This window comes from Paenibacillus sp. GCM10012306 (assembly GCF_042649265.1).
Lineage (GTDB): Bacteria > Bacillota > Bacilli > Paenibacillales > Paenibacillaceae > Paenibacillus_AQ.
In genome coordinates this window covers 1,695-27,783 of record NZ_JBHRYW010000005.1, presented here as the reverse complement: position 1 = coordinate 27,783, position 26,089 = coordinate 1,695, and the positions used below count along the sequence as shown (strand labels likewise).

23 protein-coding genes are annotated in these 26,089 nt (G+C 47.9%); 4 read left to right on the top strand and 19 right to left on the bottom strand.

The features are described from left to right. A partial coding sequence (locus tag ACFORK_RS12870; RefSeq protein WP_379199415.1) for an NHL domain-containing protein occupies positions 1–2,203 on the bottom strand: 2,203 nt, incomplete at its 3' end. A gap of 361 nt (positions 2,204–2,564) precedes the next feature. Beyond that, entirely contained in the window at positions 2,565–3,521 is a 957-nt protein-coding gene (locus tag ACFORK_RS12865) for a tRNA dihydrouridine synthase (RefSeq protein WP_379199977.1), read from the bottom strand. A gap of 511 nt (positions 3,522–4,032) precedes the next feature. On the opposite strand from ACFORK_RS12865, the gene ACFORK_RS12860 reads away from it, so the two are divergent. Further along, positions 4,033–5,013 (top strand): homoserine kinase, encoded by a 981-nt coding sequence (locus ACFORK_RS12860; protein WP_379199413.1) that lies wholly within the window; start codon positions 4,033–4,035, stop codon positions 5,011–5,013. Positions 5,014–5,146: 133 nt separating this feature from the next. Here the strand turns inward: ACFORK_RS12860 and ACFORK_RS12855 are convergent, their stop codons facing one another. Genes ACFORK_RS12855 through ACFORK_RS12845 form a run of 3 tightly spaced genes read right to left on the bottom strand, consistent with a single transcriptional unit; the run spans position 5,147 to position 8,484 of the window. Beyond that, a complete protein-coding gene (locus ACFORK_RS12855; RefSeq protein WP_379199411.1) occupies positions 5,147–6,187 on the bottom strand; it encodes a hypothetical protein in 1,041 nt (346 codons plus the stop codon). 60 nt (positions 6,188–6,247) lie between these two features. Further along, entirely contained in the window at positions 6,248–6,640 is a 393-nt protein-coding gene (locus tag ACFORK_RS12850) for a RidA family protein (RefSeq protein WP_379199409.1), read from the bottom strand. Then, entirely contained in the window at positions 6,637–8,484 is a 1,848-nt protein-coding gene (locus ACFORK_RS12845; protein WP_379199407.1) for a hypothetical protein, read from the bottom strand. The genes ACFORK_RS12850 and ACFORK_RS12845 overlap by 4 nt, the downstream gene beginning before the upstream one ends. Before the next feature lie 597 nt (positions 8,485–9,081). On the opposite strand from ACFORK_RS12845, the gene ACFORK_RS12840 reads away from it, so the two are divergent. Further along, positions 9,082–9,717, top strand: coding sequence for a TetR/AcrR family transcriptional regulator (locus ACFORK_RS12840; protein ID WP_379199405.1), 636 nt, complete (start codon positions 9,082–9,084; stop codon positions 9,715–9,717). Positions 9,718–9,888: 171 nt separating this feature from the next. On the opposite strand, the gene nrdR is transcribed toward ACFORK_RS12840, so the two are convergent. Continuing rightward, on the bottom strand, positions 9,889–10,365 hold the full coding sequence (nrdR, locus tag ACFORK_RS12835; protein WP_379199403.1) for a transcriptional regulator NrdR: 477 nt from the start codon (positions 10,363–10,365) through the stop codon (positions 9,889–9,891). A gap of 165 nt (positions 10,366–10,530) precedes the next feature. Between nrdR and ACFORK_RS12830 the strand changes: the two genes are divergently transcribed. Continuing rightward, positions 10,531–10,749, top strand: coding sequence for an alpha/beta-type small acid-soluble spore protein (locus ACFORK_RS12830; RefSeq protein ID WP_066374239.1), 219 nt, complete (start codon positions 10,531–10,533; stop codon positions 10,747–10,749). 72 nt (positions 10,750–10,821) lie between these two features. Here ACFORK_RS12830 and ACFORK_RS12825 read toward each other — a convergent pair whose 3' ends face one another. From ACFORK_RS12825 to ACFORK_RS12765, 13 genes are all read right to left on the bottom strand, one after another. Beyond that, on the bottom strand, positions 10,822–11,385 hold the full coding sequence (locus ACFORK_RS12825; protein WP_379199400.1) for a lytic transglycosylase domain-containing protein: 564 nt from the start codon (positions 11,383–11,385) through the stop codon (positions 10,822–10,824). Then, positions 11,382–11,978, bottom strand: coding sequence for a dephospho-CoA kinase (gene coaE, locus ACFORK_RS12820; protein ID WP_379199398.1), 597 nt, complete (start codon positions 11,976–11,978; stop codon positions 11,382–11,384). Before coaE ends, ACFORK_RS12825 begins: the two co-directional genes overlap by 4 nt. 9 nt (positions 11,979–11,987) lie before the next feature. Further along, complete coding sequence (locus tag ACFORK_RS12815) at positions 11,988–12,752, bottom strand: manganese efflux pump (RefSeq protein WP_379199396.1); 765 nt, start codon at positions 12,750–12,752, stop codon at positions 11,988–11,990. A gap of 195 nt (positions 12,753–12,947) precedes the next feature. Beyond that, positions 12,948–13,793: a DNA-formamidopyrimidine glycosylase gene (gene mutM, locus ACFORK_RS12810; protein WP_379199394.1), complete on the bottom strand. Its 846-nt coding sequence runs from the start codon at positions 13,791–13,793 to the stop codon at positions 12,948–12,950. A 50-nt stretch (positions 13,794–13,843) separates the two neighbouring features. Then, positions 13,844–16,510, bottom strand: coding sequence for a DNA polymerase I (polA, locus tag ACFORK_RS12805; protein ID WP_379199392.1), 2,667 nt, complete (start codon positions 16,508–16,510; stop codon positions 13,844–13,846). Positions 16,511–16,677: 167 nt separating this feature from the next. Further along, on the bottom strand, positions 16,678–17,337 hold the full coding sequence (gene phoU, locus ACFORK_RS12800; RefSeq protein WP_379199390.1) for a phosphate signaling complex protein PhoU: 660 nt from the start codon (positions 17,335–17,337) through the stop codon (positions 16,678–16,680). Positions 17,338–17,401: 64 nt separating this feature from the next. Further along, on the bottom strand, positions 17,402–18,157 hold the full coding sequence (gene pstB / locus ACFORK_RS12795; protein ID WP_379199388.1) for a phosphate ABC transporter ATP-binding protein PstB: 756 nt from the start codon (positions 18,155–18,157) through the stop codon (positions 17,402–17,404). A gap of 118 nt (positions 18,158–18,275) precedes the next feature. Further along, the gene (locus ACFORK_RS12790) at positions 18,276–19,004 is read right to left on the bottom strand and encodes a response regulator transcription factor (protein ID WP_379199386.1); all 729 of its coding nucleotides are present in this window, start codon (positions 19,002–19,004) and stop codon (positions 18,276–18,278) included. Positions 19,005–19,124: 120 nt separating this feature from the next. After that, positions 19,125–20,918 (bottom strand): two-component system histidine kinase PnpS, encoded by a 1,794-nt coding sequence (gene pnpS / locus ACFORK_RS12785; RefSeq protein WP_379199384.1) that lies wholly within the window; start codon positions 20,916–20,918, stop codon positions 19,125–19,127. A gap of 195 nt (positions 20,919–21,113) precedes the next feature. Then, positions 21,114–21,503: a VOC family protein gene (locus tag ACFORK_RS12780; RefSeq protein ID WP_379199382.1), complete on the bottom strand. Its 390-nt coding sequence runs from the start codon at positions 21,501–21,503 to the stop codon at positions 21,114–21,116. A gap of 101 nt (positions 21,504–21,604) precedes the next feature. Beyond that, positions 21,605–23,242 carry a fumarate hydratase gene (locus ACFORK_RS12775; protein ID WP_379199380.1) on the bottom strand — a complete coding sequence of 546 codons (1,638 nt, stop codon included), beginning with the start codon at positions 23,240–23,242 and terminating at the stop codon, positions 21,605–21,607. Between the two features lie 207 nt (positions 23,243–23,449). Next, positions 23,450–24,319 (bottom strand): SDR family oxidoreductase, encoded by an 870-nt coding sequence (locus ACFORK_RS12770; protein WP_379199378.1) that lies wholly within the window; start codon positions 24,317–24,319, stop codon positions 23,450–23,452. A gap of 283 nt (positions 24,320–24,602) precedes the next feature. Further along, positions 24,603–25,031 (bottom strand): hypothetical protein, encoded by a 429-nt coding sequence (locus ACFORK_RS12765; RefSeq protein WP_379199376.1) that lies wholly within the window; start codon positions 25,029–25,031, stop codon positions 24,603–24,605. A 554-nt stretch (positions 25,032–25,585) separates the two neighbouring features. On the opposite strand from ACFORK_RS12765, the gene ACFORK_RS12760 reads away from it, so the two are divergent. Continuing rightward, positions 25,586–25,795 (top strand): hypothetical protein, encoded by a 210-nt coding sequence (locus tag ACFORK_RS12760; RefSeq protein WP_379199374.1) that lies wholly within the window; start codon positions 25,586–25,588, stop codon positions 25,793–25,795. Positions 25,796–26,089 lie beyond the last annotated feature (294 nt).

The window sequence follows — 26,089 nt, the reverse complement described above, 5'->3', positions numbered from 1 at the left end:
GCGTTTCAATCATAGTCGAGGACACTTTTACCACTAGATGATTCCCGGTTCCTGGCGTTACATTTGGGATTCCTGTTGTCCCCGGCCCAGTGCCTGGACGTGGAACTGGTACAGGCTCAAAACTTGGTGCAGGCACCTTCACTTCTTTGGTCCATTTTGCATATAACGTAACATCTTCCGTCACAATATCTGTAGCGAAAGTCCACGCATTCTCAAGCGTTGCTTCCTTATACCAGCCCCCAAAGGTGTAATCTGTCCGGGTCGGCACTGTCGGCGCACTGATGGTTGATCCTTCAACCACTTTCTTAAGAGCCGCTACTGCAGAACCACCTTGCGAATCAAAATGTACGTTGTATGTGGGCAGTTTTTTCGAAAACCAATCAACATATAGCGTCATATCAGACAAGACGGAGATTGTTAAACCTGGTACATATCGGTTCCCCTGCCCATCCGCCTGCACATTCCAACCGTCAAATTCTTTTCCTGGTGGAGCAATAATTCCTGTGCCTTCCGGTAATGGCCATGACTTTTCTCCTTTAAGCACCGTCATAGGAGGCGGAACGGTACCCGTGGCTCCATTCAAGTCAAAAGTGATGGTATACACTTCGAACCACATGGCATATAACGTAATGTTTGATGTCAAATAGGGGATGCGAACTCCTGGCGAATACCGCTGTCCGGTTCCATCCTCCTTGGTACTCCAACCGCCAAAGGTCTTTCCTGTCGGTCCTGTGAATCCCGTGTTATTTGGCAACGGTGGTGAAATAGGTTCGTCGCCTATCTTTATGGAAGACGGTACTGTACCTGTTCCTCCATTTAAATCAAAGGTGACGGTATAAGCATTGCTAAACTTGGCATACAGTCTAATGTCTGATGTCACGTTGCTGATGCTTGCATTCGCTTCATAGCTAGTTCCGCTTCCATCTGCTTTAGTACTCCAACCGTCAAAGTTCTTCTTTCCTGCCGGTCCGGTTAATCCCGTGCCATTCGGCAGCGCTGGTGAAGCTTGTCCTGGGGACACCGTCATGGGATCAGGCACTGTGCCTGTTCCTCCATTTGAACTAAAGCTAACGGTGTAGCCGTCAGCCACCTTTCGAATTCGTTGGTTTAAAGTATCTGAAATGTAAACAGTTCCACTCTTGTCCACTGCTATGCCCTGCGGTATAAATAATTTAGCAGAGGTTGCCGGTCCACCGTCTCCCGAATAGCCGCCCGTAATACCTCCTGCTATCGTGCTGATCTTCCCGGATGTCACATCTACTTTCCGAACCTGATTTCCATCCAGGATGTACAGATTGTCATTACTATCCTTAGCAATTCCTCGGGGACCTACTAATTGGGCTAACGTCGCATCTCCACCATCTCCCGTACTGGCACTAGTACCATCGCCTGCTACCGTACTGATCTTCCCCGACGTATCTACCTTTCGTATACGAAAAGTATTATTATCTGCGATATACATATTGTCATTGATATCAAAAGTCATTCCATATGGATATGCTAATTTAGCAGAGATCGCATCTCCTCCATCGCCTACGTCGCTGTAACCATCGTATTCTCCCGCACCTGCAACAGTGCTCATTGCGCCTGATTTATCGACTTTTCGAATTCGATGGTTATACGTATCTGCTATGTACAGATTCCCGCTACTGTCAAAGGCTAATCCATGCGGCTCGTTCAATTTGGCAGAGGTCGCGAGCCCTCCGTCTCCTGCATAGCCTAAAGAACCATTACCAGCTACCGTGCTGATATTCCCTGACTTATCAACTTTCCGAATTCGCTCGTTACTTGTATCAGCAATATACAGGTTATCGCTGCTATCCACAGCTAAACCTGTAGGATAGCTCAATTTGGCCGATTTCGCTGGTCCATTGTCTCCCGAATAGCCCGAGGTACCCGTTCCCGCAACCGTACTGATGATCCCTGATTTATCCACTTTACGGACTCTATTATTTTGGGAGTCTGCAATATACAGATTCCCGGCGCTGTCAAAAGCTAGTCCTTGTGGGTTATAAAATCTGACGAGAGGTAAATTCGCTTCCACTCCGTCTCCCATATAGCTAGTTTCACCATTACCCGCTACTGTAGTGATGATGCCACTACTTGCAGCATGGGCTTTTTCGCCAGACAGTGCAGGCAGCATTTCCGCGATGAGCAGGAACACCAGTACACAAGCTATAATTTGCTTTGCTTTTTGTCGCATTTCTTTGCCTCCTTGTAGCATGCTTCGTGTAATGTAACTCACATTCGATCCAAGAGATTGCATATAGATAGTTTCTTCATACCCGCAGCCATTGTTCCAACATTATCGAGATGATCGTCTAAATAAGAAAAGTTCATCTCTAGATCACCATCATGTCCTATTCCTCCCTATTCTTTATCGCAATATATTCTAGCAAGCGCTTCTCACAAATTTCTCACAAATTATCGAGTGCTGTCGAAATAACAAAAAAAGCAGGGCTAATAAACATCGCCACCTAAACTGACCACGTGAAGTGAGACAAGATATAATGCGCATTCAAGAAATTGTGAAAATAAAAAAAACGGCATTTCTGCCGTTTGTGTTAGTTCTTAGTGACTTCTTCATTTATATTCTCTTCAATCAAAGCATCAGCATTCTTTTCAAAAGCATTAAGAAGCTTACGCACTTCATCCGTTGACTTCGTGCTCATCAATTGATTGCATAGTTCACTAGCCCCTCGGAATCCTTTGACATAGATCTTAAAAAATCGTAGAAGTGCTCTAAACGGACGTAACGTTAATTCTGGTGCATATTTGTCATGAAGATCCAGATGCAATCTTAGAAGCTCAAGCAAATCATCACTGCTATGTTCCCTCGGCTCTTGTTCAAAAGCAAACGGATTATGAAAAATACCTCTCCCGATCATTACCCCATCCACACCATATTGCTCAGCAAGCTTTAAGCCCGTTTCTCGATCAGGAATATCCCCATTGATTGTCAAAAGGGTGTCTGGTGCTATGCGATCACGAAGCTCCTTAATTTCCGGAATCAGTTCCCAATGTGCATCTGCTAAGCTCATTTCCTTTTTTGTACGCAGATGAATAGACAGATTAGCAATATTTTGATTTAGAATATGGGTTAGCCAAACCCGCCATTCCTCTATATCGTAGTAGCCAAGCCTAGTTTTTACACTGACTGGTAATCCTCCCGCTTTTGCAGCTTGAATAATATCTGCCGCAAGATCTGGACGCAGAATAAGGCCGCTTCCCCTACCTTTTCTGGCAACATTGTGCACGGGGCAACCCATATTGATATCCACACCTTTGAAACCAAGCTTGGCCATATCAATACTCATTTCCTTGAAATATTCAGGCTTGTCCCCCCAAATATGTGCCACCATTGGTTGTTCATCTTCCGTAAATGCTAAACGTCCCCGTACACCATAACGCAATTTAGGATGACAATAGCTCTCCGTGTTTGTAAATTCCGTAAAAAATACATCAGGTCTAGCTGCTTTACTTACTACCTGCCGAAAAACAATATCCGTTACATCTTCCATTGGTGCAAGTATAAAAAACGGCCGAGGTAAATCACGCCAAAAATTATTTAACACTACTTACTCAATCCTCTCACTATAGATCCAACGTATTTATTTTAACATAGTTACGAAATTCAACAGTCCCACCGTAGTACCATGGATACATAGTATAACATCTCTTCTCTTTTTTACGAACAATCTAATCAAGACTTTAGACAGATATCGCATACAGTTTTAGTTTTATTACTGCATTCGTATAGCAAGTGCTGTAATAACTGTTAATAGCAATCGACCAGTTGTACTAAAAAATCGATACGCGAACGTTGTTACCCCCGATTCCATTATCCAACTGCTTCGTCATTGAAACTTTGAGGTTGTTGAGCGTCCGGTCCGATCACGATCGAGGAGCTGTGCGAGGCTAGCCATAATGGTGAGCTGGAGGAAGCTTTCTGTACGGCGAGTATAATCAAGACAAAGAAATGACCCTCAAGCAAAATTGGCTTGGGATCATTTCTTTATTTTATATTGCCCTATGATTCATGTTTCGCCCCTGCACACTCTATTTGACAAAGAACAGCTATTTGAAACGATAGCCACTTTATACCCAATCGGACAACCAATAAACACCCGCTTCCTATCCAACGGCCTGAATGACACTTATGCAGTCGACACCGAACAAGGAAAATATATTTTGCGCATTTATAAGCATCAATGGAGAACTGAAGAAGAGATCCGCTTTGAACTGGATCTTTTAACTTACTTAAAAGGATGCGGCCTCCCGATTTCCTATCCGATTGCCAGACATGACGGGCATTGGCTGACAGAGCTTCACGCGCCGGAGGGGCAGCGTTTTGCAGTTTTGTTCACCTTTGCGGAAGGGATAGGCAAGGTTGACCCTACCACCAGCGTACTCTTTGGAAAATCTGTCGCTCAGCTTCATCAAGCGATGGATCACTATACGCCGAAGCATGAACGCTTCCAGCTAAATGCACAGCATTTGCTTAGCGAACCGCTCAAGCAGCTGCTTCCATTTCTACAGCATCGCCCGGCTGACGTGCAATTGGTACAGGAAATCTCTGGCCGATTGGAAGCTCGGCTGGCAGCTGCTTCAGGCCAAAGCTATGATTGGGGAGCATGCCATGGTGATCTTCATGGCTGGAATGTATTTTATGAAGCCGACGGCAGCCTGACCCATTTTGATTTTGACTGCTGCGGATTTGGGTGGCGCGCATATGATCTGTCTGTATTTTTATGGGACCGCATCCACGGCGATCCCGATAGCCGCAGCTACGAGGACGAATGCTGGCGTCTATTCCTTGAAGCTTATACCGAGGAACGTCCCTTAAGCGAGGAGGATCTTGCGATGATTCCCGTGTTTGTCGCAGCTAGACAAATATGGCTCATGGGTCTGCATACCAGTCGAAGCGCTATATGGGGAGCCTGGCAGGATGATGGTTATTTTGACGGAAAGCTCAAGTTTCTTGCTTCGTGGGTGAAAGCTCATCAGTTGTAACGCGCCTTACAGACCAGAAGCAGCCCGCTGACTCTGGTCTGTTTTTACCACCAAATACAATAAACTACACCGATCCTCATAGCACACCCTGGTTCAATGCTGCTTCATTGTCATCTTTTAACGAAATCAGGAGTTAACGCTTATTCCTTTTCCAGATCCAAATCTGGCATGTCAGAAGACCTGCCCCCACCAATACATCGATAAAAGTAACAAAAATAAAGTTAAATGGGTAACCGCCCATTTTGGATATATAATAGATCGTGAATGACAAAATGCAAATGGACCCTATTGTGAACAGAAAACTTTTCTTAAAATAAAGCGCAAGCACTGCCGCTATCACCGTCAACAAAACGACTGAGCCAAGCACCATCAGATTGTGGTCCTTCTCTATGTTCGTAGGAAAAAGCAGGCGTTTCGGGACGATGTATGAGAAATACCAGTCCTCACTAGGCAGTTCATTAAAAACTGCTTTATACGTAGTCGGCCCCGTCTGCTCCATCAATAAATTCGAATGCAGCTTGCTGTCAGGCGAATACAGCTTCACTTCCAGCTCGACCTGTGGCTTCCCTTCCCAAAACTCAGCAGGCGTCAAATAGTACAAGTGCGAATAAATCATATTAATAACGCCCTTATCATACATGCCGCCTTGCTCCACATAACGAACAACGATATGTTTTGTCTCACCCTCTTTGAAAGATAAGGGAAACCGTGTTCCTTGTGCCTGGCTATGACCGCCCTCATAGCGAGATAGGACTAATTCCTTGCCACTTAAAGGCTCTATGACTGTATTTTTCACCAGAGGCTTCCAGTTTACCGGTCGTAATTCAGGTGCCAGACTCGTTGGAATAAGCTCGTCTCCTTCTGATACGGTTAATGACTCTCTAGATGGCGTCAGAAATAAAACTTCAATATCCTTGTTTGTACCGTTTTTATTATGGAGTTCATATTCCACGCTTACTTCAGCACTGTTTCCATAGTCATTGGAACCTTTGGACATCGTATAAACAATCTTCTCACGAACCAAGCTAATATTGGACTGCTCATCCAGCCTCAGAAGACCATAACCATCAGCCGGAAAATATAACGGTCCTCCATTAGCAATGACTGTAGCCGGCATCAGCATACTTAAAAGGAAAACAACCAGCAGCACGTAGCGAATGTTTCTATGTGGCATGGGAATATCCTCCCTTCATGCTTATTTCAAATTTAATACTCCATATAATTATTTTACCATCTATAGTTTGGAACACTCAATCACAAAAGACATATCCGCAAGGGATATGCCTTTCAGAAGATCTGAACAGCCATTCAACACCTTATGATGTTCTTCAAATTCACCCGTTGCGTTGACAAACCCTTGGATTTTCACCACCCGTTTAACCTTATCGAGCGAACCGATAAAATCTTTGACGACAGCTAAAATCTCCAGTCCAGTCTCGCGTGCATACCTATATCCTTGTTCTGTTGTGAACTTCTGACCTAACTTCCCTTTAGCTTTGCTTGAAGGTCCTTTACCAGATACAAACAAAAATCCATTAACCAACACACAATTGGCGTATTTAGCAGCAGGTTCACTCGCAGAAGGCAACACGATCCCAGCCTGCCTCAATCGATTCTCCACAGTCATTTAGTTCGACCATAGAAAAATGAATACCCATCCGACACCCCAAGCTTGTCTGCCTCCGTCTCATCCACCAGCTTAACTGCTTTCAGCAGCGATACAATTTGTGAATGCATGAGTTTCACGTCAAATTTGTCCATCTCTCTGTTCTCACTATTCATCAGCAAATAATCCGGCATGGGAATGAACCCAAGCACAGGAATACCTGCTTCAAAAAGAGGTTGGCTCTCTCCGAATTCAAACTTGTTATGTCCGCGTAGAATTACAGTCCGTGCATTCTCTCTCTGCTCAACAGCCTTCTGCCAGATCGCCGCCATCATCTCATTACCTGCATAGGTATATTCTGTACTTATACGTCCCGTCGGGCCATACTGCCCCGTGTCGTCGTCCTTCCATTCCATGCTGCCTAGATGCTCGACCGTAATTCCGGCTACAGCTTTCATATGGCCGTTCTCGCCATCCCACAGCTCACGGTGCCCCTCCATCCAGGTGGACGTCGCCTGAGAAGTCCCTTTGAACTCCGGCAACCGGAAATGTCCGGTCACAAAAGCAAAGATCATCGTTCGCTCCGGCTGCTCCTGCTGCAAGTAACGAATCATGGACAGCATGCCTACGGCGCCATTCTCCTCCACGACATTTACACCATCCGTATGAGTGTTGATGATGATTGCTTCATCTTTATTTTTCCCGTTAATTTTTACATAAAAAGATTCCGTCGGTGCGTTTTTTTGCTCCTCTGCTTCTAAAATCACTGTACCTTCTTTATGCTCCTTAGCTGCGCTAATCACCTTTTGCCCCTCTGAATCATTGACCCAGACCGCTGGGATTCCAGCATAGGCGTCCGTAAAAGGCACATATTGCTTTTCAACCTTCTCGTCCGATACCTCTTTCCAGACTAAAACAACAGCTTTCACGCCCATTTCTTTCGCTAGCTCCAACTTAGCTCCTTTTAAGGCCGTAGTGAGAACAAGATCGCCTTCGCTTGGTGCGATTCTGTTCTGCTGTGGCGATGTTTCCCGCATGTTCATCACAATACCGATCGGAAAATCCTTCAGATTTTCGATTTCTACGACTGCAATTTTGCCGCTGGCCTCTTCATACTCACCACGCTCCGTGTATACCAGTTCCCCCGTCACACCCTTCTCGTCCGTCTCCCCGGAATAAGGAAAAGCTGAAGAGACATGAATCGGCTGCTGATCAATAAGCAAAGAGCTGCTCTTTTCTTCCCATCGGTCAAAAGTATATTGATCACGGTACACGGTCAGCCCCATATTCGTTACCTGCTGCTCCAGCCATGCAATAAACTTATTGTGACCTTCTGAGCCGGTGGTACGGCTTCCAAAGGAGTTCATCATTTCAATATCCTGTAGCATCACTGCTGCCGAATCCAGTTTATGTTCGTCAATGGTGGCCGTAACATTCGCTGCTAATGCCACAGGCTTAGTAATAGGCTTCGCATAAATTCCAATAATCCAAAATGCAGTAACGATAAGAACAACAACACTAAATAACAATTTTCGAACTACTAGAAACGCAGTGACTCTTCTTCTTACCGATTGTCCTAAAAGTCCTCTCCATACGCCCGCCACAATCAGCAGAAGGATAGAAAGTGCAAGCAGCCAGAACTCCTTGGTCAGCAAAAATAAACCTTCTGTTACTATGGCGCTGATCACCAGCACATGCAGCTTCTCACGTTTCTTTAGAAGTAGATATGAAATGCCTAATTCAACCAGCAAAATGATAATCGTCGTTATAGAGATTACTGTTTCTTTGCCTATAAATACGGTAGCACAGAATGCCAGGATCAACAGCAGCACTGCTGACCCTCGTCTGTATAAGTTCATTAACATGATGCCCTCCCAATTTAACTATATAGAACGCATAAAAAACAAACATATATAAGATAAACAAAAGAAAGTAACAAAAAGCGAGAAGGAACAAAGTGGAATGGTCGGAAATGTAGGAGCGAAAGCGATCGCCAAGCTCCCGTCGACAGCCTCAGCCGTGCCCAGATTTTAACCGCTAGAAGCGGATTAATCGAAGAAATCTGAAGACAACAAACAGCGACCGGAAGTCCAAATATTCACCGTAATGACGACCGAAAATTAAGTGAGGATCTTAAGTTCGGATCGAAGCGTAATTAAGGGCATTTTTGCACCTTAAATCCTCTGCAGCGAGGGGTTAGTGGAAATTAAGTGCAATATTGCACCTTAAATCTTCCAGAAGTACCTCTCCAGCGTGTTTTTCCGAAAAATAAGGTGCAAAAATGCCCTTATTTCCCTCATTTGCCCATATCAAAGGAAAATAAGGTGCAAAAATGCCGTTAGTTGAGGAGGGAGCCCCTCATCTTCGCTTTTTAGGGTTAGTTCCTCCCACTAGGCTTACCTAACAACAATTTTGACATTACATTTGTAACGCCATATGGTTTAAGCATATTGAAAAGAATCATGAAAAACAATAAAAGTAACGCCAGAACGTACAAATGGAGGGGAAATGTCATCGCAAATCATGAATTATACAGTCCGAACACATCTAAGCATTCTTCCAATAAAGAAACCAATCGCTTGACCAGAGAAGCCATCTGCACAGCATTAGTCTTCTTGATCCAGGAGCAGCCCTTTAGCAAAATCAGCATCACTGACATTGTGAAGCGCGCCGGGGTCTCTCGAACGGCCTACTACAACAATTATTCCTCCAAACAGGATATCTTGGTGGATTTAGTCGATTCGCTTATTTTTGAGATTAATCAAAAGCTCTTGCCTTACACCAATGAATTAACAGGAAAAGCCAAAGAACCTGAGAAGTTTATCAGCGTGCTTTTTGAAGTGATTTATGAGCAACGCAATATCTACAGAGCCCTTCAAAGTGCCAAGTTAGATTACATCATTTTAGATTGCTTGAATGAAATGATGCTGTCTAACGCGCATGACACAACCGACGAAAATAAGTACCGTATATACTTTAAAGCCGGGGCGCTATATAATGCTCTCGCCAAATGGATTGGGTCCGACTTCGCAAAATCCACCAGCGAGATGACCCGAATTAGTCTCCACATTTACCATACTCCGATGTCCGAGGAATAACATGTACGCTCAATAATTGAATTTATCTTTCATTGGTGAAAAAACCAAATAGCCCGCCACAAGTTAATGTGGCGGGCTATTTTTCCAATTATCTAACATCTTAGTCGCTCCTAAAGCCTGCAGAAGTTATCTCCAATTAAGCAGCGATTCCGCAAGACTCCCCCTATATGCCTAGATGCTATCCAACTCACCCGTAGTCTTGGAGAGCAGGCCCTTCAGTTCCTTCATAAACATATTGATATCCTTGAACTGACGGTACACGGAGGCAAAGCGGACATATGCTACTTCATCGACCGGATAGAGCTGCTCCATCACGAGCTCACCGATCTGGCGGCTCTCGATTTCGGCCAGGGCGATGCCGCGCAGAGTCTTCTCAACCTCTGATACGATGACCTCCAGGCGCTCTACAGGCACAGGGCGCTTCTCACAGGCGCGAATCAATCCGCGGAGGATTTTATCACGGCTGAATTCCTCGCGGCTGCCACCCTTCTTAATCACGATGAGTGGAGTCTCTTCGATCATCTCAAACGTTGTGAAACGCTTGCTACAGCGCTCACACTCTCGCCTACGGCGGATGGACTTATTCTCGTTGGCCGGACGTGAATCAAGCACCTTGGTATTTGTATGATCGCAGTAAGGGCATTTCATAAGCTTAATCACTTCCTTTTGCAAAATAGTGTGCGTCCCGTTCCGGTACACATCTGGCTAATTAGAGCCCGATACTTTTTTCCATAAATCACCGTTTGTTTGATGTTATGAATATGCCAAGTCCGGCACATAATACAGTTACCAACCGATAGGAGGTGAACAGCAATGGGCCAAAACAACAACTCCAACAACCTGGTAGTTCCTAATTCCCGTGCAGCTTTGGAACAATTGAAATACGAAGTTGCTCAAGAATTGGGTATCACGCTTTCTGCAGACGGATACAATGGCAATAAAACTTCTTACGAAAACGGTTCGATCGGTGGTTACATCACTAAACGTCTTGTAACTCTGGCTGAACAACAACTGGCAGGTCAAGTTCACTAATCTGCCTATAGCTTGACTAAAGAAGTATTAAACGGCTCACGGGCTGTTTAATACTTCTTTTGATATATATAGCTAAAATCCCTTGTAGATATCCATGTACTGGTTATGATAATAAATCACCCGCTGCACATAATGACGCGTCTCTCCAAACGGGATATCCTTCACATTCTCCTCCGTGCCGTCCCAGGTCCCTTGCTTCAGCCAGTTCTGGACGTTACCCGGACCGGCATTATAAGCAGCGATGACCGCCGTAAGATTGCCGTCAAACTGACGGGACAGCGAGGATAGATACCAAGTCCCCAGCTCAATATTGACGGACGGCTCATGCTTCAGTCGATCCAGCGAGACATCGGGGAGCTTGGCCTTTTCCATGGCCCATTTAGCCGTATCCGGCATCAATTGCATAAGACCAATCGCCCCTTTTTTCGACTCTTTTCCAGTCTTGAAGTTTGTCTCCACCCGGATAATCGCCGCTACAAGGAACGGATCAATCTCGTAGGTCGTGCTGTGCTCACGGATCTCTTCTTTATATTGAATCGGATAAAACCACGACATCCAGTTCGTGCTGAGGAACAGTATCGCTGTAAAGCCGATGAACAGGAGTAGCAGGACTCTTTTTTTGCGCAGCCAGCTCATGACAACCCCAGCCTGTCCCACAAAGCAAGAACCTGGGCCTCAGTATGCTCAAGATCCCTGCTGTTGTCAATGACGTAGCTCGCTCTGCCCGTCTTCTCCTGAAGATCCATCTGCGATTGCAGACGACTCTCCGCTTGCTCCTGTGTAAGACTGTTCCGTTCCATTAACCGCGCCAACTGAATCTCACGGGGCACATATACTACAATAATGTCCTGAAAAAGACCTTCCAGCCCTGACTCAAACAGCAGCGGAATATCTACCACAATCAGCGTCTCCGGCGCTTCCTGCTCCATGCGGTACATCCGATCCTTGATCTCCTGACGAATCGCCGGGTGGGTCAGGCCATTCAGCTTCTGGCGGGCCTCAGGCTCATGAAAGACAATGTTCCCGAGCTTCGCTCTGTCGAGCGTACCATCCGGGTACAGAATATCCTCTCCGAAATGTTCAACGACGGCAGCCAGCACCGGGTGTCCGGGTAGCATCACTTCTCTGGCGATGACATCGGCATCTACCAGTTGTGCTCCCTTGTTCACCAGCAGTGCTGACACTGTGCTTTTTCCAGATGCAATACCTCCGGTTAAGCCCATGATCATGTACTCACCTCATAACAGCTTCATTATTCCCATTACAATCAACATTAACGCAGGCAGGACAGCGGCATGACTCATCCAGGAGCTGCCAGCGAACCTGAATCCTGTCTTCATCCCCATGATCAGAAAACTGCCGCTGAACAACGCAATCGTCACCGCAGTCCAACCCGGGTTGAACCCCAGCAGTGCGGCACCCAGTCCTGCACCGAACGCATCCAGCGACAAAGCGATTCCAAGTACCATGGCCTCTAGCGGCGAAATGCTTCCCGAAGCATCCAGATCCGCAGAGGAAGGGGTGCGCAGGATCTGGACCACGATGCCGAGCCGCCGCAGCTCCAGTGAGTATACCGCCGGTTTCACTGGCTGAGCGAGGTCATCATCATAACCTTCCGAATCAGCAGCCACCTCTCCATATTCGTCTTCGGACGAGAGCCCAGAGATATTGACTGCGGAGATCCGCGCGGTGTCCTCTTCCTGCTGCTGTGCACTCAGATCCTCTTTCTCCTTCTGGATCAGCGATTGAATCAGTGACCAGCAGCCCATCAGGATAAGGATAACTGCACCTACTCTCGAAGCGATACTGGGCGATACCACCTGTGCCAGCAATACGCCAACCTGCATGGAGACATAGATGACGATGCCAGAACATAACGAGATTATCAGGATCGAGAGCAGCGGTATTTTCATTTTTCGCAAACCATATGTAATGCCTACACCAAATCCATCCAGACTCAGGGCCAACGCCAATAACAGCAATGATAAAAATGGGCTGAGCACCCGCAATCCCTCCCGTGAAGAACCGTCCGACCGAGTAAGATTACACAGGCAGAACGTTCGCTTGATTAGAGCATTCTTCACACAGTATATGGGCGGGACGAATTGAGGGTGTCAACCATCTGCAGCTTGGGATGAAGTTCAATGTAAAACCTAGAGAACTCAGGCAAGACCCGGCAAGCCGGTTAAAAGAATTGATTACTTAGCCTGAACTGAGCTAACACGCTGGCAGTTAGGACAATAATGCGTCCCACGGCCGCCGACTACGCTCTTCTCAATCAATGTTCCACAGACGGCACATGGCTGGTCCTTACGGCCGTAGATCAGCAATTGCTGCTGATAGGTACCGCTCTCCCCTTGGCCGTTCACATATGATTTGACAGAGGAGCCACCAGCATTGACGGCTTCCGTAAGCGTGGATACAATCGCATGATGCAACTTGTCGAGCTGTTCCCGGCTCAGCGCTTTAGGGCTGTCCTCCGGGTGAATACCCGCACGGTGCAGCGATTCATCTACATAGATATTCCCAATGCCAACCACATATTCCTGATTCAGCAGCAGGGATTTGATTTTGGTGCTTTTGCCAGACACAATCTTCCTGAATCGTTCCGGGGTAAAAGAAGGCTCCAGTGGCTCATCTCCCAGCTTATTTAGCGGCGGCAGACTGAGGTCCTCCCCTGGTTGGAACAGGTGCATGGTGCCAAATTGGCGCACGTCTGTATACCGCAGCTCGGTGCCATCTGTAAAATGGAAAATGACATGTGTATGCTTGTCCAGCGGTTCATCACTGCCATGCAGCCCGTAGCGGCCTTCCATCCGTAGATGGGAGACCAGCACAAGACCGTCCAGCAAAATCCGCAGAAACTTACCTCTACGCTCCACACTTTCAATGGTATGACCCGCCAGCATATGGGCAAAGGCCATGGTATCGTCCGGGCGCTGGATAATCCGCGCCAAGCGGACAGTGACGTGCTGTATCTGCTTTCCTTTGACTAATTCGTTAAGTGTTCTCTTCACTGTTTCTACTTCCGGTAATTCCGGCATAGTTCTCACCTCAACTCCATTATACCGGATATCAGAGGCACGCGGGGGTTCTATTTCGCCTCATACCAGTTACTTCCATAACTTACCTCTGCCTTGAGCGGTACCGAGAGTTGTAGTGCGCCTTCCATCACCTCAGGCAGCAGCACCTTCATCAGCTCCAGCTCCTCCTCCGGCACCTCGAACACAAGCTCATCGTGTACCTGCAGCAGCATGCGGCTCTTCAATCCGCGTTCGAATAACGCTTTGTCCATGTGGACCATCGCCAGCTTGATAATATCTGCGGCTGTACCCTGAATCGGTGTATTCATTGCTGTACGCTCCGCGAAGGAGCGCAGATTGAAATTGCTGGCATTAATCTCCGGCAGATAACGACGGCGTTCCAACAGTGTGGTAACATAGCCATTCTTCCGTGCTTCCACCACAATCTCATCCATATAACGACGCACACCCTGGAATACTTCAAAATATTGCTCGATGAATCGGGCAGCTTCCTTCCGCGGAATATTAAGATTCTGCGATAGGCCGTAATCGCTGATGCCATAAACGATACCGAAGTTTACTGCCTTGGCGGAGCGGCGCATGTTGCTATCCACTTGTTCGGCGGTCACGCCAAAGACATCCATCGCGGTCTTCGTATGAATATCCATGTCATGTAGAAAAGCGTCCTTCAGCCGCTCATCGTCAGAGATATGCGCCAGGACCCGCAGCTCGATCTGGGAATAGTCCGCGGCCAGAATCGACCAGCCCGGCTCCGAAGGGACAAATACTTTGCGGAGCTTGCGTCCTTCCTCCAAGCGGATCGGGATATTCTGCAAGTTCGGGTACTGACTGCTGAGTCGGCCAGTTGCCGCAATCGTCTGGCGGTAGAACGTATGAACTTTGCCCGTGTCTGGTGAAATTTCCTTGAGCAACCCTTCCACATAAGTGGATTGTAGCTTGGCAATTGTCCGGTATTGCAGGATCAGCCGCACAACATCATGATAAGGGGCTAGCTTCTCCAACACCTCGGCATCCGTAGAGTATCCGGTCTTCGTCTTCTTGACGACAGGCAGCCCCAGCTTCACGAACAGAATCTCGCCAAGCTGCTTCGGTGAATTCAGGTTGAATTCCGTTCCGCAGATCTCATAAATCTCTGCGACAAGTTTAGCGATCTGAGCTTCGAATTCCTTGCCGAGCTCCTTCAGATCCTCCTTGTTCACGGCAATCCCTTGTTTCTCCATATCGGCCAGAATGCGTGAAAGAGGCATCTCCAGATCGTCGAACAAGCCGTTCATAGCTGTCTTGTCCAGTTCCTTATCCTGCTTCTGAACAATGCCGAGCACTGCTGCACTCTTCCGCGCGACATGATGGCCCAGAACCTCAAGCTCTGGCACCTTGTATTTAGCGCCTTTGCCGAATACACTTTCGTCCGTAGCCAGGCGTGGCAGGCCGTACTTAGCCGCAAGGTCGCTCAAATCCTGATTAGCTTCCGTAGGATCAAGCAAATAGGCTGCCAGCTGTACATCCTTCGCCGCCCCGGCAAAAGGAATGCCTTGCCAGTGCAGGGCCAGATCGGCGCGATGCAAGTCGTAGCCGCTCTTCGGGGTATGCTCGTCCCCCAGCCAATCCCGCAGCTTCGCAGCAGCCGGACTTTGCAGCAGAGCAAATGGCACATAATAATGCCGATCCAGCGACGATAGCCCGATGCCAATCACTTCGGCACGGTGCGGATTGTCCCCGTTCGACTCCACATGTAGTGCAGAGATACCCGGCAGTGCTGTAATCAAATCGCCCAGTTTATCCTCGCCTACGATGGTAATCTCAAGCTCAGCCTCCTGCGCCTCCGCAGATTCTTCTCCTTCTGAAGCAGGCGCGCTGCCGCTCAGTGACAAGCGTTCCAGCAGTGATTTGAATTCCAGCTTTGCCAGCGCCGGGCCTGCAGTCTCGCGGTTTAGCCCTGTGAAGACCATATCTTCCCAGCCATGCTCCAGCGGGACTTCACGGTAGATCGTCGCCAGCTTCTTACTCATGATGGCATCATCCGCATGAGCTTCCAGCTTCTCCTTCATCTTGCCTTTCAGCTCTCCGGTGCCTGCGATAACCCCTTCCACGGAGCCAAATTGATGCAGCAGCTTCAGTGCAGTCTTCTCGCCAACACCTGGTACGCCAGGAATGTTGTCACTGGCATCACCCATCAGCCCTTTAAGATCAATAATCTGTTCCGGTGTCAGATCATATTTCTCACGAATCTGTTCCGGACCGTACAGCTCAATTTCAGTAACACCTTTGCGGATCAAGGCAACGGTTGTATGTTCCGAAGCCAATTGCAGCATATCCTTGTCCCCCGAGACGATCATGACCTCACGACCCGCTTCGTCTGCCTGTCGGGAGATACTGCCGATAATATCGTCGGCCTCATAGCTCTCAATCTCGAACTGAGGCACGCCGAGGTTGCGTAACAGGTCTTTCAGCAACGGGAACTGTTCAGACAGCTCCGGCGGCGTTTTTTGCCGGCCGCCCTTGTACTCCTGATACCCCTCATGACGGAACGTGATCTTGCCCGCATCGAAGGCCACGATCATATGAGTCGGTTTATGTTCCTCAATCAGACGCAACAGCATCGTTGTGAACCCGTACACGGCGTTCGTCTGCTGTCCGGCCGTATTCGTTAGAGGAGGCATTGCAAAAAATGCCCGGTAAATAACGTTATTACCATCTATAAGAATCAATTTTTCCATTGTTGCACCCACCCTTTTATGTTGCATACTTTCACCATTTTAACATATGGCCGTACGAAGACGAAACGATTTCGCCTTTCACTGAAAGGAGATCTGTAAATAGAACAAACGCCGGCGGGGGCCGGCGTTCATAAAGGTTCATCTATTCTGTATTCCCGTATTAACGATTATTGATTCAGATCAGGGCGTTTACCTGTAACCAGATATACTACACTTTCACCAATGTTGGTGGCATGATCGGCAATCCGTTCGATATAACGGCCCACCAGCGTCAGCAACATCACCTGATTCAGTGCATCCGGTTTCTCTGTCAAGAAACTGTACAGTTCAGTGATCATCGCGCTATAGAGGTGGTCAACCTGATCATCGTCTTGAGCCATTTTGTAGGCCAGATCCGTGTTCTCATCCAGATAAGCAACGATCGATTCCTTGATCATTCCATTGACAATCTCAGCCATACGCGGGATGTCTACCAGTGGCTTGATCAATTGTTGTCCCTGAATGCGCATCGTAACCTTGGCGACATCAATCGCCAGATCGCCCATCCGCTCGAGATCGCTCGATATTTTGAAAGCAACGATAATGCGACGCAGATCCTTGGCAACTGGCTGCTGAGTAATGATCAATCTAGATCCGATCTCCATAATCCGGTCTTCCATGGCATTAAGGCGCAAATCAGCCTTCACAAGTTCCTGAGCCCGCGTAGTATCGAGGTTCTGCAGAGCGGAAATCGCACCTTCGAGCGCATTTGTAACATGCTCACTCATCTGCTGCAGCAGACTGCGCAGTTCTTCCAAGTCCTTATCAAATTCTTTTCTTTGAATCATATCCAGAGCGATCCTCCTCAGGTGGTATGTGAGATGTCACTTCAAGTCCCGCATGATCAGCAGATTAACCGAAGCGTCCCGAAATATAGTCTTCCGTGCGTGAATCCTTAGGGTTCGAGAACAGCAGCTCTGTATCTGCCGCCTCTACAATCACACCATTCAGGAAGAATACTGTTCGTCCTGAAGTGCGTGCCGCCTGATGCATGTTATGTGTAACCATAACGATCGTATACTTGTCCCGCAGTTCCTGTACCAGCTCTTCAATCTTAAGTGTGGATACCGGATCGAGTGCTGAGGTGGCTTCATCCATGAGCAGGATGTCAGGCTGCACAGCGAGTGCTCTGGCAATGCAGAGACGTTGCTGCTGTCCCCCAGATAGACTAAGCGCGGATTTCTTCAGGAAATCTTTGACTTCCTCCCAAAGAGCAGATTGACGCAGACTCTGTTCTACGATGCCATCCAGCTCGCTCTTCGAACGGATTCCGTGCAGACGAGGACCGTAGGCCACGTTGTCATAAATGGACTTTGGAAAAGGATTGGGCTGTTGGAATACCATGCCGACCTGCTTGCGCAAGCTTTCCACTTCAACTTCGTCACTATAAATATCTTGACCGCTGATCTTAACCTTACCTTCAATACGTGTTCCAGGAATCATATCATTCATTCGGTTTAAGGTACGCAAAAGCGTAGACTTACCACAGCCGGAAGGCCCGATAAAGGCAGTAACCTGTTTCTCCGGGATCTGTAGCTCCACATTCTTTAGCGCATGAAAAGATTCATAATAGAGATCTAATTTCTCTATGTCAATGATGGATTTCATTAGTTTTGCGTCTCCTTCTCATCATCTTCGTACCTCATGATACCCGGGCAGTGTAAATAGAGTTGTGGAGAATTGTTAACGCATTGTAAAATAAGACGCAAAAAAGAACCCCCGTCAATTATATGACAGGAGCCCTTTTCTTATTCACAACAAGTTTATAGCCAACTCCACGGATCGAATCAATATGCACCGACTCGGGATCAAGCTCCAATTTTTTACGTAGAGAGCTGACATGCACGTCAACTGTCCGTTGTCCGCCGATATAGTCGAAGCCCCACACCGCGTTCATCAGATCGTCACGTGTAAGCACAACCCCCGGCTTACGAGCCAAATACAACAGCACTTCAAATTCCTTCGGACGCAGGTTAATGCTATGTCCACCAAGTGAAACCTCGTATCGCTCGGGATAAATCTCGAGTTGTCCCAAAATAATGGTGGATGCAGACGCCGTCGCTTCCGCCGGCACCTCTTCTGCCAGACCGGAAATCCGCCGCAGCACTGCGCTGACCCGTGCCAACAGCTCCGAGACGCCAAAAGGTTTTGTTATATAGTCATCAGCTCCGGATTTCAGTCCACGGACAACATCTTCTTCTGCATTTTTGGCGGTCAGCACAATAACCGGTGTACGGATGCCTTGACCACGCAATTTATCAAGGATGTCAATACCGTTCATTCCAGGCAGCATTAAATCCAGTACGATGAGGTCAAAGGGCTCTCGGGTCGCACGGTCATATCCTGCGGTTCCATGATCCTCTACCGTGACCTCATAGCCTTCCTGTGTCAGGTTGTAGGACAACAGGCGGGCCAGCGTCGGTTCGTCTTCAATGACAAGCAATCGTTGTGCCATAAGTTCCCCCGTATTCATATGTTTTAAATTTTACAAAACAGCAACAATGCCATCATATCACCAAAATGTTAACTTGGTGTAAAAAAGATAGAAACGCTCAGCGATTAATTGTACCTGCTCTTACCCTTCATGATCCTGAAGCAGCGGAAGTTCAACAGTAAATGTGCTTCCAATGCCAAGATCACTCTCAACACTGATATTGCCGCGGTGCAAATCCACGAGATGTTTCACAATGGACAATCCAAGACCGGTACCACCGGAACTTCTGGATCTGGCTTTATCCACCCGGTAGAAGCGTTCGAAGATACGCGGCAGATCCTTGCGTGGAATGCCCATCCCGGTATCGCTGACCGCAAAGATGACTTTCTCGGTGCCGTCGCCCTCCATCCGGTTAACAACGGTTACCTTCACATTTCCTCCGTCTTGGGTATAGTTGATGGAATTAGACAACAGGTTCATAAAGATCTGACGCAGCTTGTCTTCATCGCCCTCGATGAACAGCTCCGGCGGCACTGTGGCGCTGAGGCTAATATTTTTCTTCTCTGCTACTTTGCTCATCGTCTCTAGTACAGAGTCGAAGAATTCAATAACATGAACTGGCGAGCATTCCAGTTGAACGCGTTTGGACTCGATTTTGGATAATTCCAGAATATCACCAATCAGACGATTCAATCGTTCATTCTCATCATAGATAATTTGAAGGAACGAACGTGCGGTCTTCTCATCTGTAACGCCCCCGCCCAGCAAGGTCTCCGCAAAACCTCTAACTGCGGCTACCGGTGTCTTCAGCTCATGGGAGACGTTCGCCACGAACTCACTGCGCATTTTCTCCAAACGGCGTATATCCGTAACCTCTTGTAGCAGGAACAACATGCCCCTGTACGAGCCATCCTGCATCATCGGTACACCATCCAGCCGCACAATGCGCTCTGTCGGATTATAAATACTGCGCTCCTCATGAATCGGCTCCCTGCGGGAGACACCCTCATCCACCAGTTTGGTTAGCTCGTAATGACGCTTCAGCTCCTGGTAAGGCTGTCCGGCCATCTCGTTGTTGCTGACATCCAGCATACGCTCGGCAGCCCGGTTCAATAGCGCAATCTCGCCCTCTTCATTAACCATCAGGATGCCGCCGGTCATATTGTCGAGTACACTTTGCAGCAGATCCTCGTTATCACGGATCGTTTTGAGCTGGTTCTGCAAACTATCCGCCATGGCATTGATCCCTTTGGCCAACTGTCCAACCTCATCCTTACGCTTCATCGGCACTCGGGCGTCATAGTCCAGATCCGTGATGCGCCTTGCCACCCTCGTGATCTGTTCGATCGGCGAGGTCATGCTGGACGCCACCCTGTAACTGACAAAGGTAGCGGCGATGAACAGAAGGACAAGACCGCCAGCCATAATCATCCAGGCCCGGTTCAGCCCTTCGGTCACCGCATCCAGGGACATGGATAGACGAATATATCCGTGAAAACCTTGATCGGAATTAACGGCACCAGCAACATACATCATTGTTTTGTTCAAAGTATCACTATAACGAATGGCACGGCCTATGCCTTCCTTGGCAGCAAGCACCTCTTCCTCCCGATTGGAATGGTTGTCCATTTGCAGCGGATCTTTCTCCGAATCCCCGATTACCTTGCCATCCTTGGTGATGAAGGTAATTCTGGATTGAGTCAATCCTGCGATATGTCTAGCCTGCTCGGTGTAGTAGGTCATAGCATCCGGGCTATCCATTTCCCTGAATTGAAACGTGCCTGACAGTAATTTTATTTCCCGGGACATGTTCTCCTCGAGTGCAGAAATATGCGATTCTCGGAAGAGATGCGCCATCGTAAATCCGGCACCGATCATGGAGATCCCGATAAGTGTCATCAGTATGATTGTAAGCCGAATACGAAATTGTTTCATGAATTAGTTTCCTCTTTCTTTAACATAAGTTCTGTAAAAACAATCCTAACCTCATTTTTGTTAAAATACCAGTTCAATTCTGTTCATTATACAAGCTAAGTTTTAACGCAATGTAAAAACCAAAATAAAGAAGGACCTTCTCCGCAGAAAATCCTGCAGCGATGTCCTTCTTGCTTGTCCTCTACTGGGAGGCCCTTATTCTTGTGTACGAGTCGCGATAAACCACTGATTGCCATGGGGGTCTCTAATGCCGGCCCCCCGCTCACCGTATGGTTTATCCACCGGTTCATCAATAATGATCCCGCCAACCTCAAGACATTTTTGATAGGTCTGGTCCACGTTACTAACATAGAGATGAATGGTTTGCTGCACTGGCGGATACTTCTGATTGGCTTCGGATAATTCGATTATCGAGTCCCCGATGCGGAGTTCGGCATGCTTGATCCGCCCGTCGTCACTGCGCAGCATATCGATGATCCGGGCTTCAAAACAATGCACTACAAAATCCACCAAGCGGTCCGCATTAGATACAATAAAATAAGGTGTAATCGTCTGGAGCCCGTTCCTTACATAGTGTGGTGACATCTGTTTTCCTCCCCCGCAAATGAATAAGAAAGCCCGCTGAGTCCGTCGCTATGCGTGAGGCATCCACATATAACAAGGTTATCATCGGGCTATATAGAAACTTACTGGAATACCGGTTCCTTGAATTGGGCCAGCTTGGTTGCTGAATCCTTCTCTACATCAGCATGCAGACTGTTCCCATGAGCATCCATCGTCACGATCGCTGCAAAGCCGTCTACCTGCAGATGCCACATGGCTTCCGGAATGCCGAACTCCATGAAATCTACAGCGTTAACTTTCTTGATACATTCCGCATAATACTGCGCAGCTCCGCCAATGGCATTGAGGTATACACCACCATGCTCCTGTAGCGCCTGCAACGTTTTGGCCCCCATGCCACCCTTGCCGATAACAGCACGGATACCAAATTTCTTCAGAATCTCACCCTGGTAAGGCTCCTCGCGGATACTAGTGGTCGGGCCCGCCGCTTTCACATGCCAGCCTTCCTCATCCTTAAGCATAACCGGACCGCAGTGATAAATCACTGCACCATCGAGATCCACCGGCGCCTCGTGATCCATCAAATATTTATGCAGCGCATCACGTCCAGTGTGCATCTCGCCTGACAAAATGACCACATCTCCGACCCGCAGGCTGCGAACATCCTCTTCACTGATTGGCGTCGTAAGACGCACTTCACGTGAGCCGCTTGCAGATGTCCCAGAATTCACGCGTTCCACATCGCTACTTACTCCGTGACTTGAGGAGATCGCTGGCACAGAGACACTGCCCGCTTCGGAAGTCTCCGACAGAACCGCTACAGGAACTGCAGCCTCGGTGCCATCTTCCACAGAGATTCCTGTTCCACTCTCGTAGAGCCATTCTGTGATTCCGCCCGTAGCTGGATCGACCAACACCCCTTGCCGCCGGAAAGCCCAGCAGTTATAGGCAACAGAGACAAAGAAGCTGGCAGGAAGACGATTCATCACACCAACCTTGCAGCCCAGTAGCGTCACTTCCCCGCCAAAGCCCATCGTCCCAATGCCCAGCTTGTTGGCATTCTCCAAGATATAGTCCTCTAGCTTCTGCAAATCCTCCAACGGATTGACATCATCGACCTTGCGGAACAACTGTTTCTTCGCCAGTTCATAACCTGTTGTGCGGTCGCCGCCAATGCCAACACCGATGAATCCGGCACTACAGCCTTGACCCTGGGCTTGATACACCGCATGCAGAATGCATTTGCGGATGCCGTCAAGATCACGTCCAGCCTTCCCCAACCCTTCCAGCTCGGCAGGGAGGCTGTATTGAATATTTTTGTTTTCGCAGCCGCCACCTTTAAGAATGAGCCTGACATCTATGCCTTCTTCTTCCCATTGTTCAAAATGAATCACCGGCGTTCCGGCCCCAAGATTATCTCCGCTATTCTCCCCGGTGAGCGAGTCTACTGAGTTCGGTCGTAGCTTGCCATTCTTGGTCGCTCTCTGCACAGCACTGAAGATATCCTTCTTCATCTCGATCTGGTTGATCCCCACAGGTGTGTGGATGATAAAGGTAGGCATGCCTGTGTCCTGACAGATAGGCGAAACCTGCTGCTCCGCCATGCCGATATTTTGCGCAATCGTGGCAAGTGCCAGCCCCGAGCGAGTCGCACGGTCCTCAAGTGCACGTCCTTTGGCAACGGCCCGGCGAACATCACCCGGCAGATTCGTGGAGGTCTCTACAATCAGGTTATAAATACTGTCTTCAAATTGCTGCATGCTTCATCAGGCTCCTCTCAGTCCAGGTTGTCTCAGGTCTATTTATAATTAATATAATATCATATTAAGTCTCGGATGAAAGGGTTTACTTAAAATTTGACAGGTTGACCATCTATAATTCACGCCTCCCACTGCACATCAAAAAGCGCCTCTCCAAATCCTTTTTAAGGATAGGATAGACGCTCCTGTTATAACCTCCAAACATGCTTAGCCGTTAACAACCTCGCCACCGTTGACATGAATAACCTGTCCGGTCACATACGTGGAGTCGTCGGAGGCCAAATAGACATAAGCCGGTGCCAGCTCTTCTGGCTGTCCCGGACGTTTCATCGGCTGAGTGGACCCGAATTCACTGACCTGCTGCGCATCAAAAGTGGATGGGATCAACGGAGTCCAGACCGGACCAGGCGCGACCGCATTGACCCGAATTCCCTTGTCGGCCAAGTTGGCAGACAGCGAGCGGGTAAAGCTGAGAATCGCCCCTTTGGTAGACGAATAGTCCAGCAGCTGCGGGCTTCCGCGATAAGCGGTAATGGATGTCGTGTTGATGATGGTAGAGCCTTCTTTTAGATGCGGCATGGCTGCTTTAGTCAAATAGAACATGGAGAAAATATTCGTCCGGAACGTCCGCTCCAGCTGCTCAGAGGTAATATTCTCAATTTTATCCTGCGGATGCTGCTCTGCGGCATTATTGATGAGGATATCCAGTTTTCCAAGACCGTCCACAGACTTATTGATTAAATCCTGGCAGAAGGCCTCTACGCCGATATCCCCGGAGATCAGGATGCATTTGCGCCCCTCCTGTTCCACCTGGCGTTTGGTCTCCTCTGCATCCGAATGTTCATTAAGGTAGGAAATGACCACATCAGCCCCTTCCTTGGCAAAAAGAACTGCCACCGCGCGGCCAATTCCACTGTCTCCTCCAGTAATTAACGCTGCCTTGCCCAGCAGCTTGCCTGCTGCCTTATAACCCTTTGGCTCATACTGGGGACGTGGATTCATTTGACTCTCGATACCGGGCTGGCTTTGCTGCTCCTGCGGAGGTAAAGTCTTCTTGGGCTGCTTGCTATTTGTCATCTTCCCTGTCTCCTTTCGCTGTGCAATTGGATGTAATCTGATCGTCTTAGGATGACTCAAGGGTTCATGTTTATGCATCACTGACAGTTTTTCCAGCCTTTTCGTAATGTTATTTACCTCACTTCGGGTGAATCAAACATAGTTGATCAACAAGGGAGATTACAGTATTTATAATTTTCCATACCAAAAAGACCGTCTCTCGTCAGCCATTGCTCACAAGTAACGGTCTTTTATCCGCTTTCATTCTGTTCCATATATCGCAACTTGAGAAAACCTAACAGAACTAGATAATTTGGTTGTACACCATGAAGAATACCATCAATAACAGAACCACCGTTAACAACGCACTCAGAGTACGAATTTTCCCGGTCTCGCCCGAGACATCGCGATTCTCGCGCATACCAGCGGCGGCAAGACGCAACGGCTTGCTCATAATGCCCCCCAGGGCAAACATCGCCAGCAACAACACAACCACGATTATCATCCACGGTACGGAGTATTCGCCTTTAGTCATCATGTAACCACCAGTCAGCAGTTGAATGACCAATCCGTACTGGGCAAAACGATTAAAACCGCCAATCGCACTAAGCGTCCCTTCTTTGGCAGCCGGTGACAGCTTCTCCGCACGGCCAAGAATAAAAGGCAGCACTAGATAAAATCCCAACGCCAGAGTCCCGATCATATGTAAGAAAAACAAAACCTTCCAGTCCATAATCTACTTCCTCCCATATTCATTGTGATAAAAGTTATATCCTTATCAATTATACCCAATATCAATAGCCAAGAAAAGAATATTAGGATGAAATTGGAAGAGTGTTCGGTATAAAGGGACTGTTCTATATAAGACAAACTTAAGAAGCAAACGGAAGGCACGGTGTCACTACTTTAAGAACCGGACGGAAGGCACGATCGTCACAACTACGGACTGTTTGGACTTCCGGTCGCTGTTCGGCTGTTAGAGAGAGCTATCTTCTTTTAAAACAATTTAAAACCACCAAAATGCAAATAACAGCATTTTTGTACCCTAAATCGGACGCATCTGCGCCTCGGCTTAGATTAAGGGCAATTTTGTACGTTAAATCCTCAGTTCTATGTCTTAAAGGGATTTTCCCGGAAAATAGACTACAAAAATGCCCTTATATCCCTTATTATCCTCAAAAAGGGGGAATTAAGGTACAAAAATGCCGTTAATTGGGAATCAACTCCGGGTTGGATCCAGTCCATACTCCCGCATGGGGGGCGAGTTCAACTCACGCGTCACCCACGTTGGGGTCAGCATTTCAATCCACTCTCCCGTATGGGGAGCGACTTAGTGGTGATTTCGATGTTGCTTTCATATGTTATTTCAATCCACGCTTACGTATGGAGAGCGACCCGATCTACATTGATGATACGCCAGGAATGACCGTGATTTCAATCCACGCTCCCGTATGGAGAGCGACGCCACACCAGCCCAAGGCACACTATCAGCGTTGATTTCAATCCACGCTCCCGTATGGGGAGCGACGGAAAGTCCCTCCTGGAGTTGCAGATATTGTGGCATTTCAATCAACGCTCCCGTATGGGGAGCGACATTCAATGGGCGATCTGTTCAGTAACTTGACGTTATTTCAATCCACGCTCCCGTATGGGGAGCGACGTCAATAGACCAGTTCTGCCGTTCCGCAATATACTTATTTCAATCCACGCTCCCGTATGGGGAGCGACGTCAATAGACCAGTTCTGCCGTTCCGCAATATACTTATTTCAATCCACGCTCCCGTATGGGGA

What these genes read in the sequence shown, in the direction of transcription:
- ACFORK_RS12775 (WP_379199380.1), bottom strand. Translation starts at nt 23,242, where the DNA reads ATGCAGCAATTTGAAGACAGTATTTATAACCTGATTGTAGAGACCTCC.
- ACFORK_RS12765 (WP_379199376.1), bottom strand. Translation starts at nt 25,031, where the DNA reads ATGGACTGGAAGGTTTTGTTTTTCTTACATATGATCGGGACTCTGGCG.
- ACFORK_RS12780 (WP_379199382.1), bottom strand. Translation starts at nt 21,503, where the DNA reads ATGTCACCACACTATGTAAGGAACGGGCTCCAGACGATTACACCTTAT.
- polA (WP_379199392.1), bottom strand. Translation starts at nt 16,510, where the DNA reads ATGGAAAAATTGATTCTTATAGATGGTAATAACGTTATTTACCGGGCA.
- ACFORK_RS12850 (WP_379199409.1), bottom strand. Translation starts at nt 6,640, where the DNA reads ATGACTGTGGAGAATCGATTGAGGCAGGCTGGGATCGTGTTGCCTTCT.
- ACFORK_RS12840 (WP_379199405.1), top strand. Translation starts at nt 9,082, where the DNA reads ATGAAAAACAATAAAAGTAACGCCAGAACGTACAAATGGAGGGGAAAT.
- ACFORK_RS12830 (WP_066374239.1), top strand. Translation starts at nt 10,531, where the DNA reads ATGGGCCAAAACAACAACTCCAACAACCTGGTAGTTCCTAATTCCCGT.
- ACFORK_RS12845 (WP_379199407.1), bottom strand. Translation starts at nt 8,484, where the DNA reads ATGTTAATGAACTTATACAGACGAGGGTCAGCAGTGCTGCTGTTGATC.
- pnpS (WP_379199384.1), bottom strand. Translation starts at nt 20,918, where the DNA reads ATGAAACAATTTCGTATTCGGCTTACAATCATACTGATGACACTTATC.
- phoU (WP_379199390.1), bottom strand. Translation starts at nt 17,337, where the DNA reads ATGATTCAAAGAAAAGAATTTGATAAGGACTTGGAAGAACTGCGCAGT.
- ACFORK_RS12860 (WP_379199413.1), top strand. Translation starts at nt 4,033, where the DNA reads ATGATTCATGTTTCGCCCCTGCACACTCTATTTGACAAAGAACAGCTA.
- ACFORK_RS12770 (WP_379199378.1), bottom strand. Translation starts at nt 24,319, where the DNA reads ATGACAAATAGCAAGCAGCCCAAGAAGACTTTACCTCCGCAGGAGCAG.
- ACFORK_RS12790 (WP_379199386.1), bottom strand. Translation starts at nt 19,004, where the DNA reads ATGGCACAACGATTGCTTGTCATTGAAGACGAACCGACGCTGGCCCGC.
- coaE (WP_379199398.1), bottom strand. Translation starts at nt 11,978, where the DNA reads ATGATCATGGGCTTAACCGGAGGTATTGCATCTGGAAAAAGCACAGTG.
- mutM (WP_379199394.1), bottom strand. Translation starts at nt 13,793, where the DNA reads ATGCCGGAATTACCGGAAGTAGAAACAGTGAAGAGAACACTTAACGAA.
- nrdR (WP_379199403.1), bottom strand. Translation starts at nt 10,365, where the DNA reads ATGAAATGCCCTTACTGCGATCATACAAATACCAAGGTGCTTGATTCA.
- ACFORK_RS12865 (WP_379199977.1), bottom strand. Translation starts at nt 3,521, where the DNA reads ATGGAAGATGTAACGGATATTGTTTTTCGGCAGGTAGTAAGTAAAGCA.
- ACFORK_RS12825 (WP_379199400.1), bottom strand. Translation starts at nt 11,385, where the DNA reads ATGAGCTGGCTGCGCAAAAAAAGAGTCCTGCTACTCCTGTTCATCGGC.
- pstB (WP_379199388.1), bottom strand. Translation starts at nt 18,157, where the DNA reads ATGAAATCCATCATTGACATAGAGAAATTAGATCTCTATTATGAATCT.
- ACFORK_RS12855 (WP_379199411.1), bottom strand. Translation starts at nt 6,187, where the DNA reads ATGCCACATAGAAACATTCGCTACGTGCTGCTGGTTGTTTTCCTTTTA.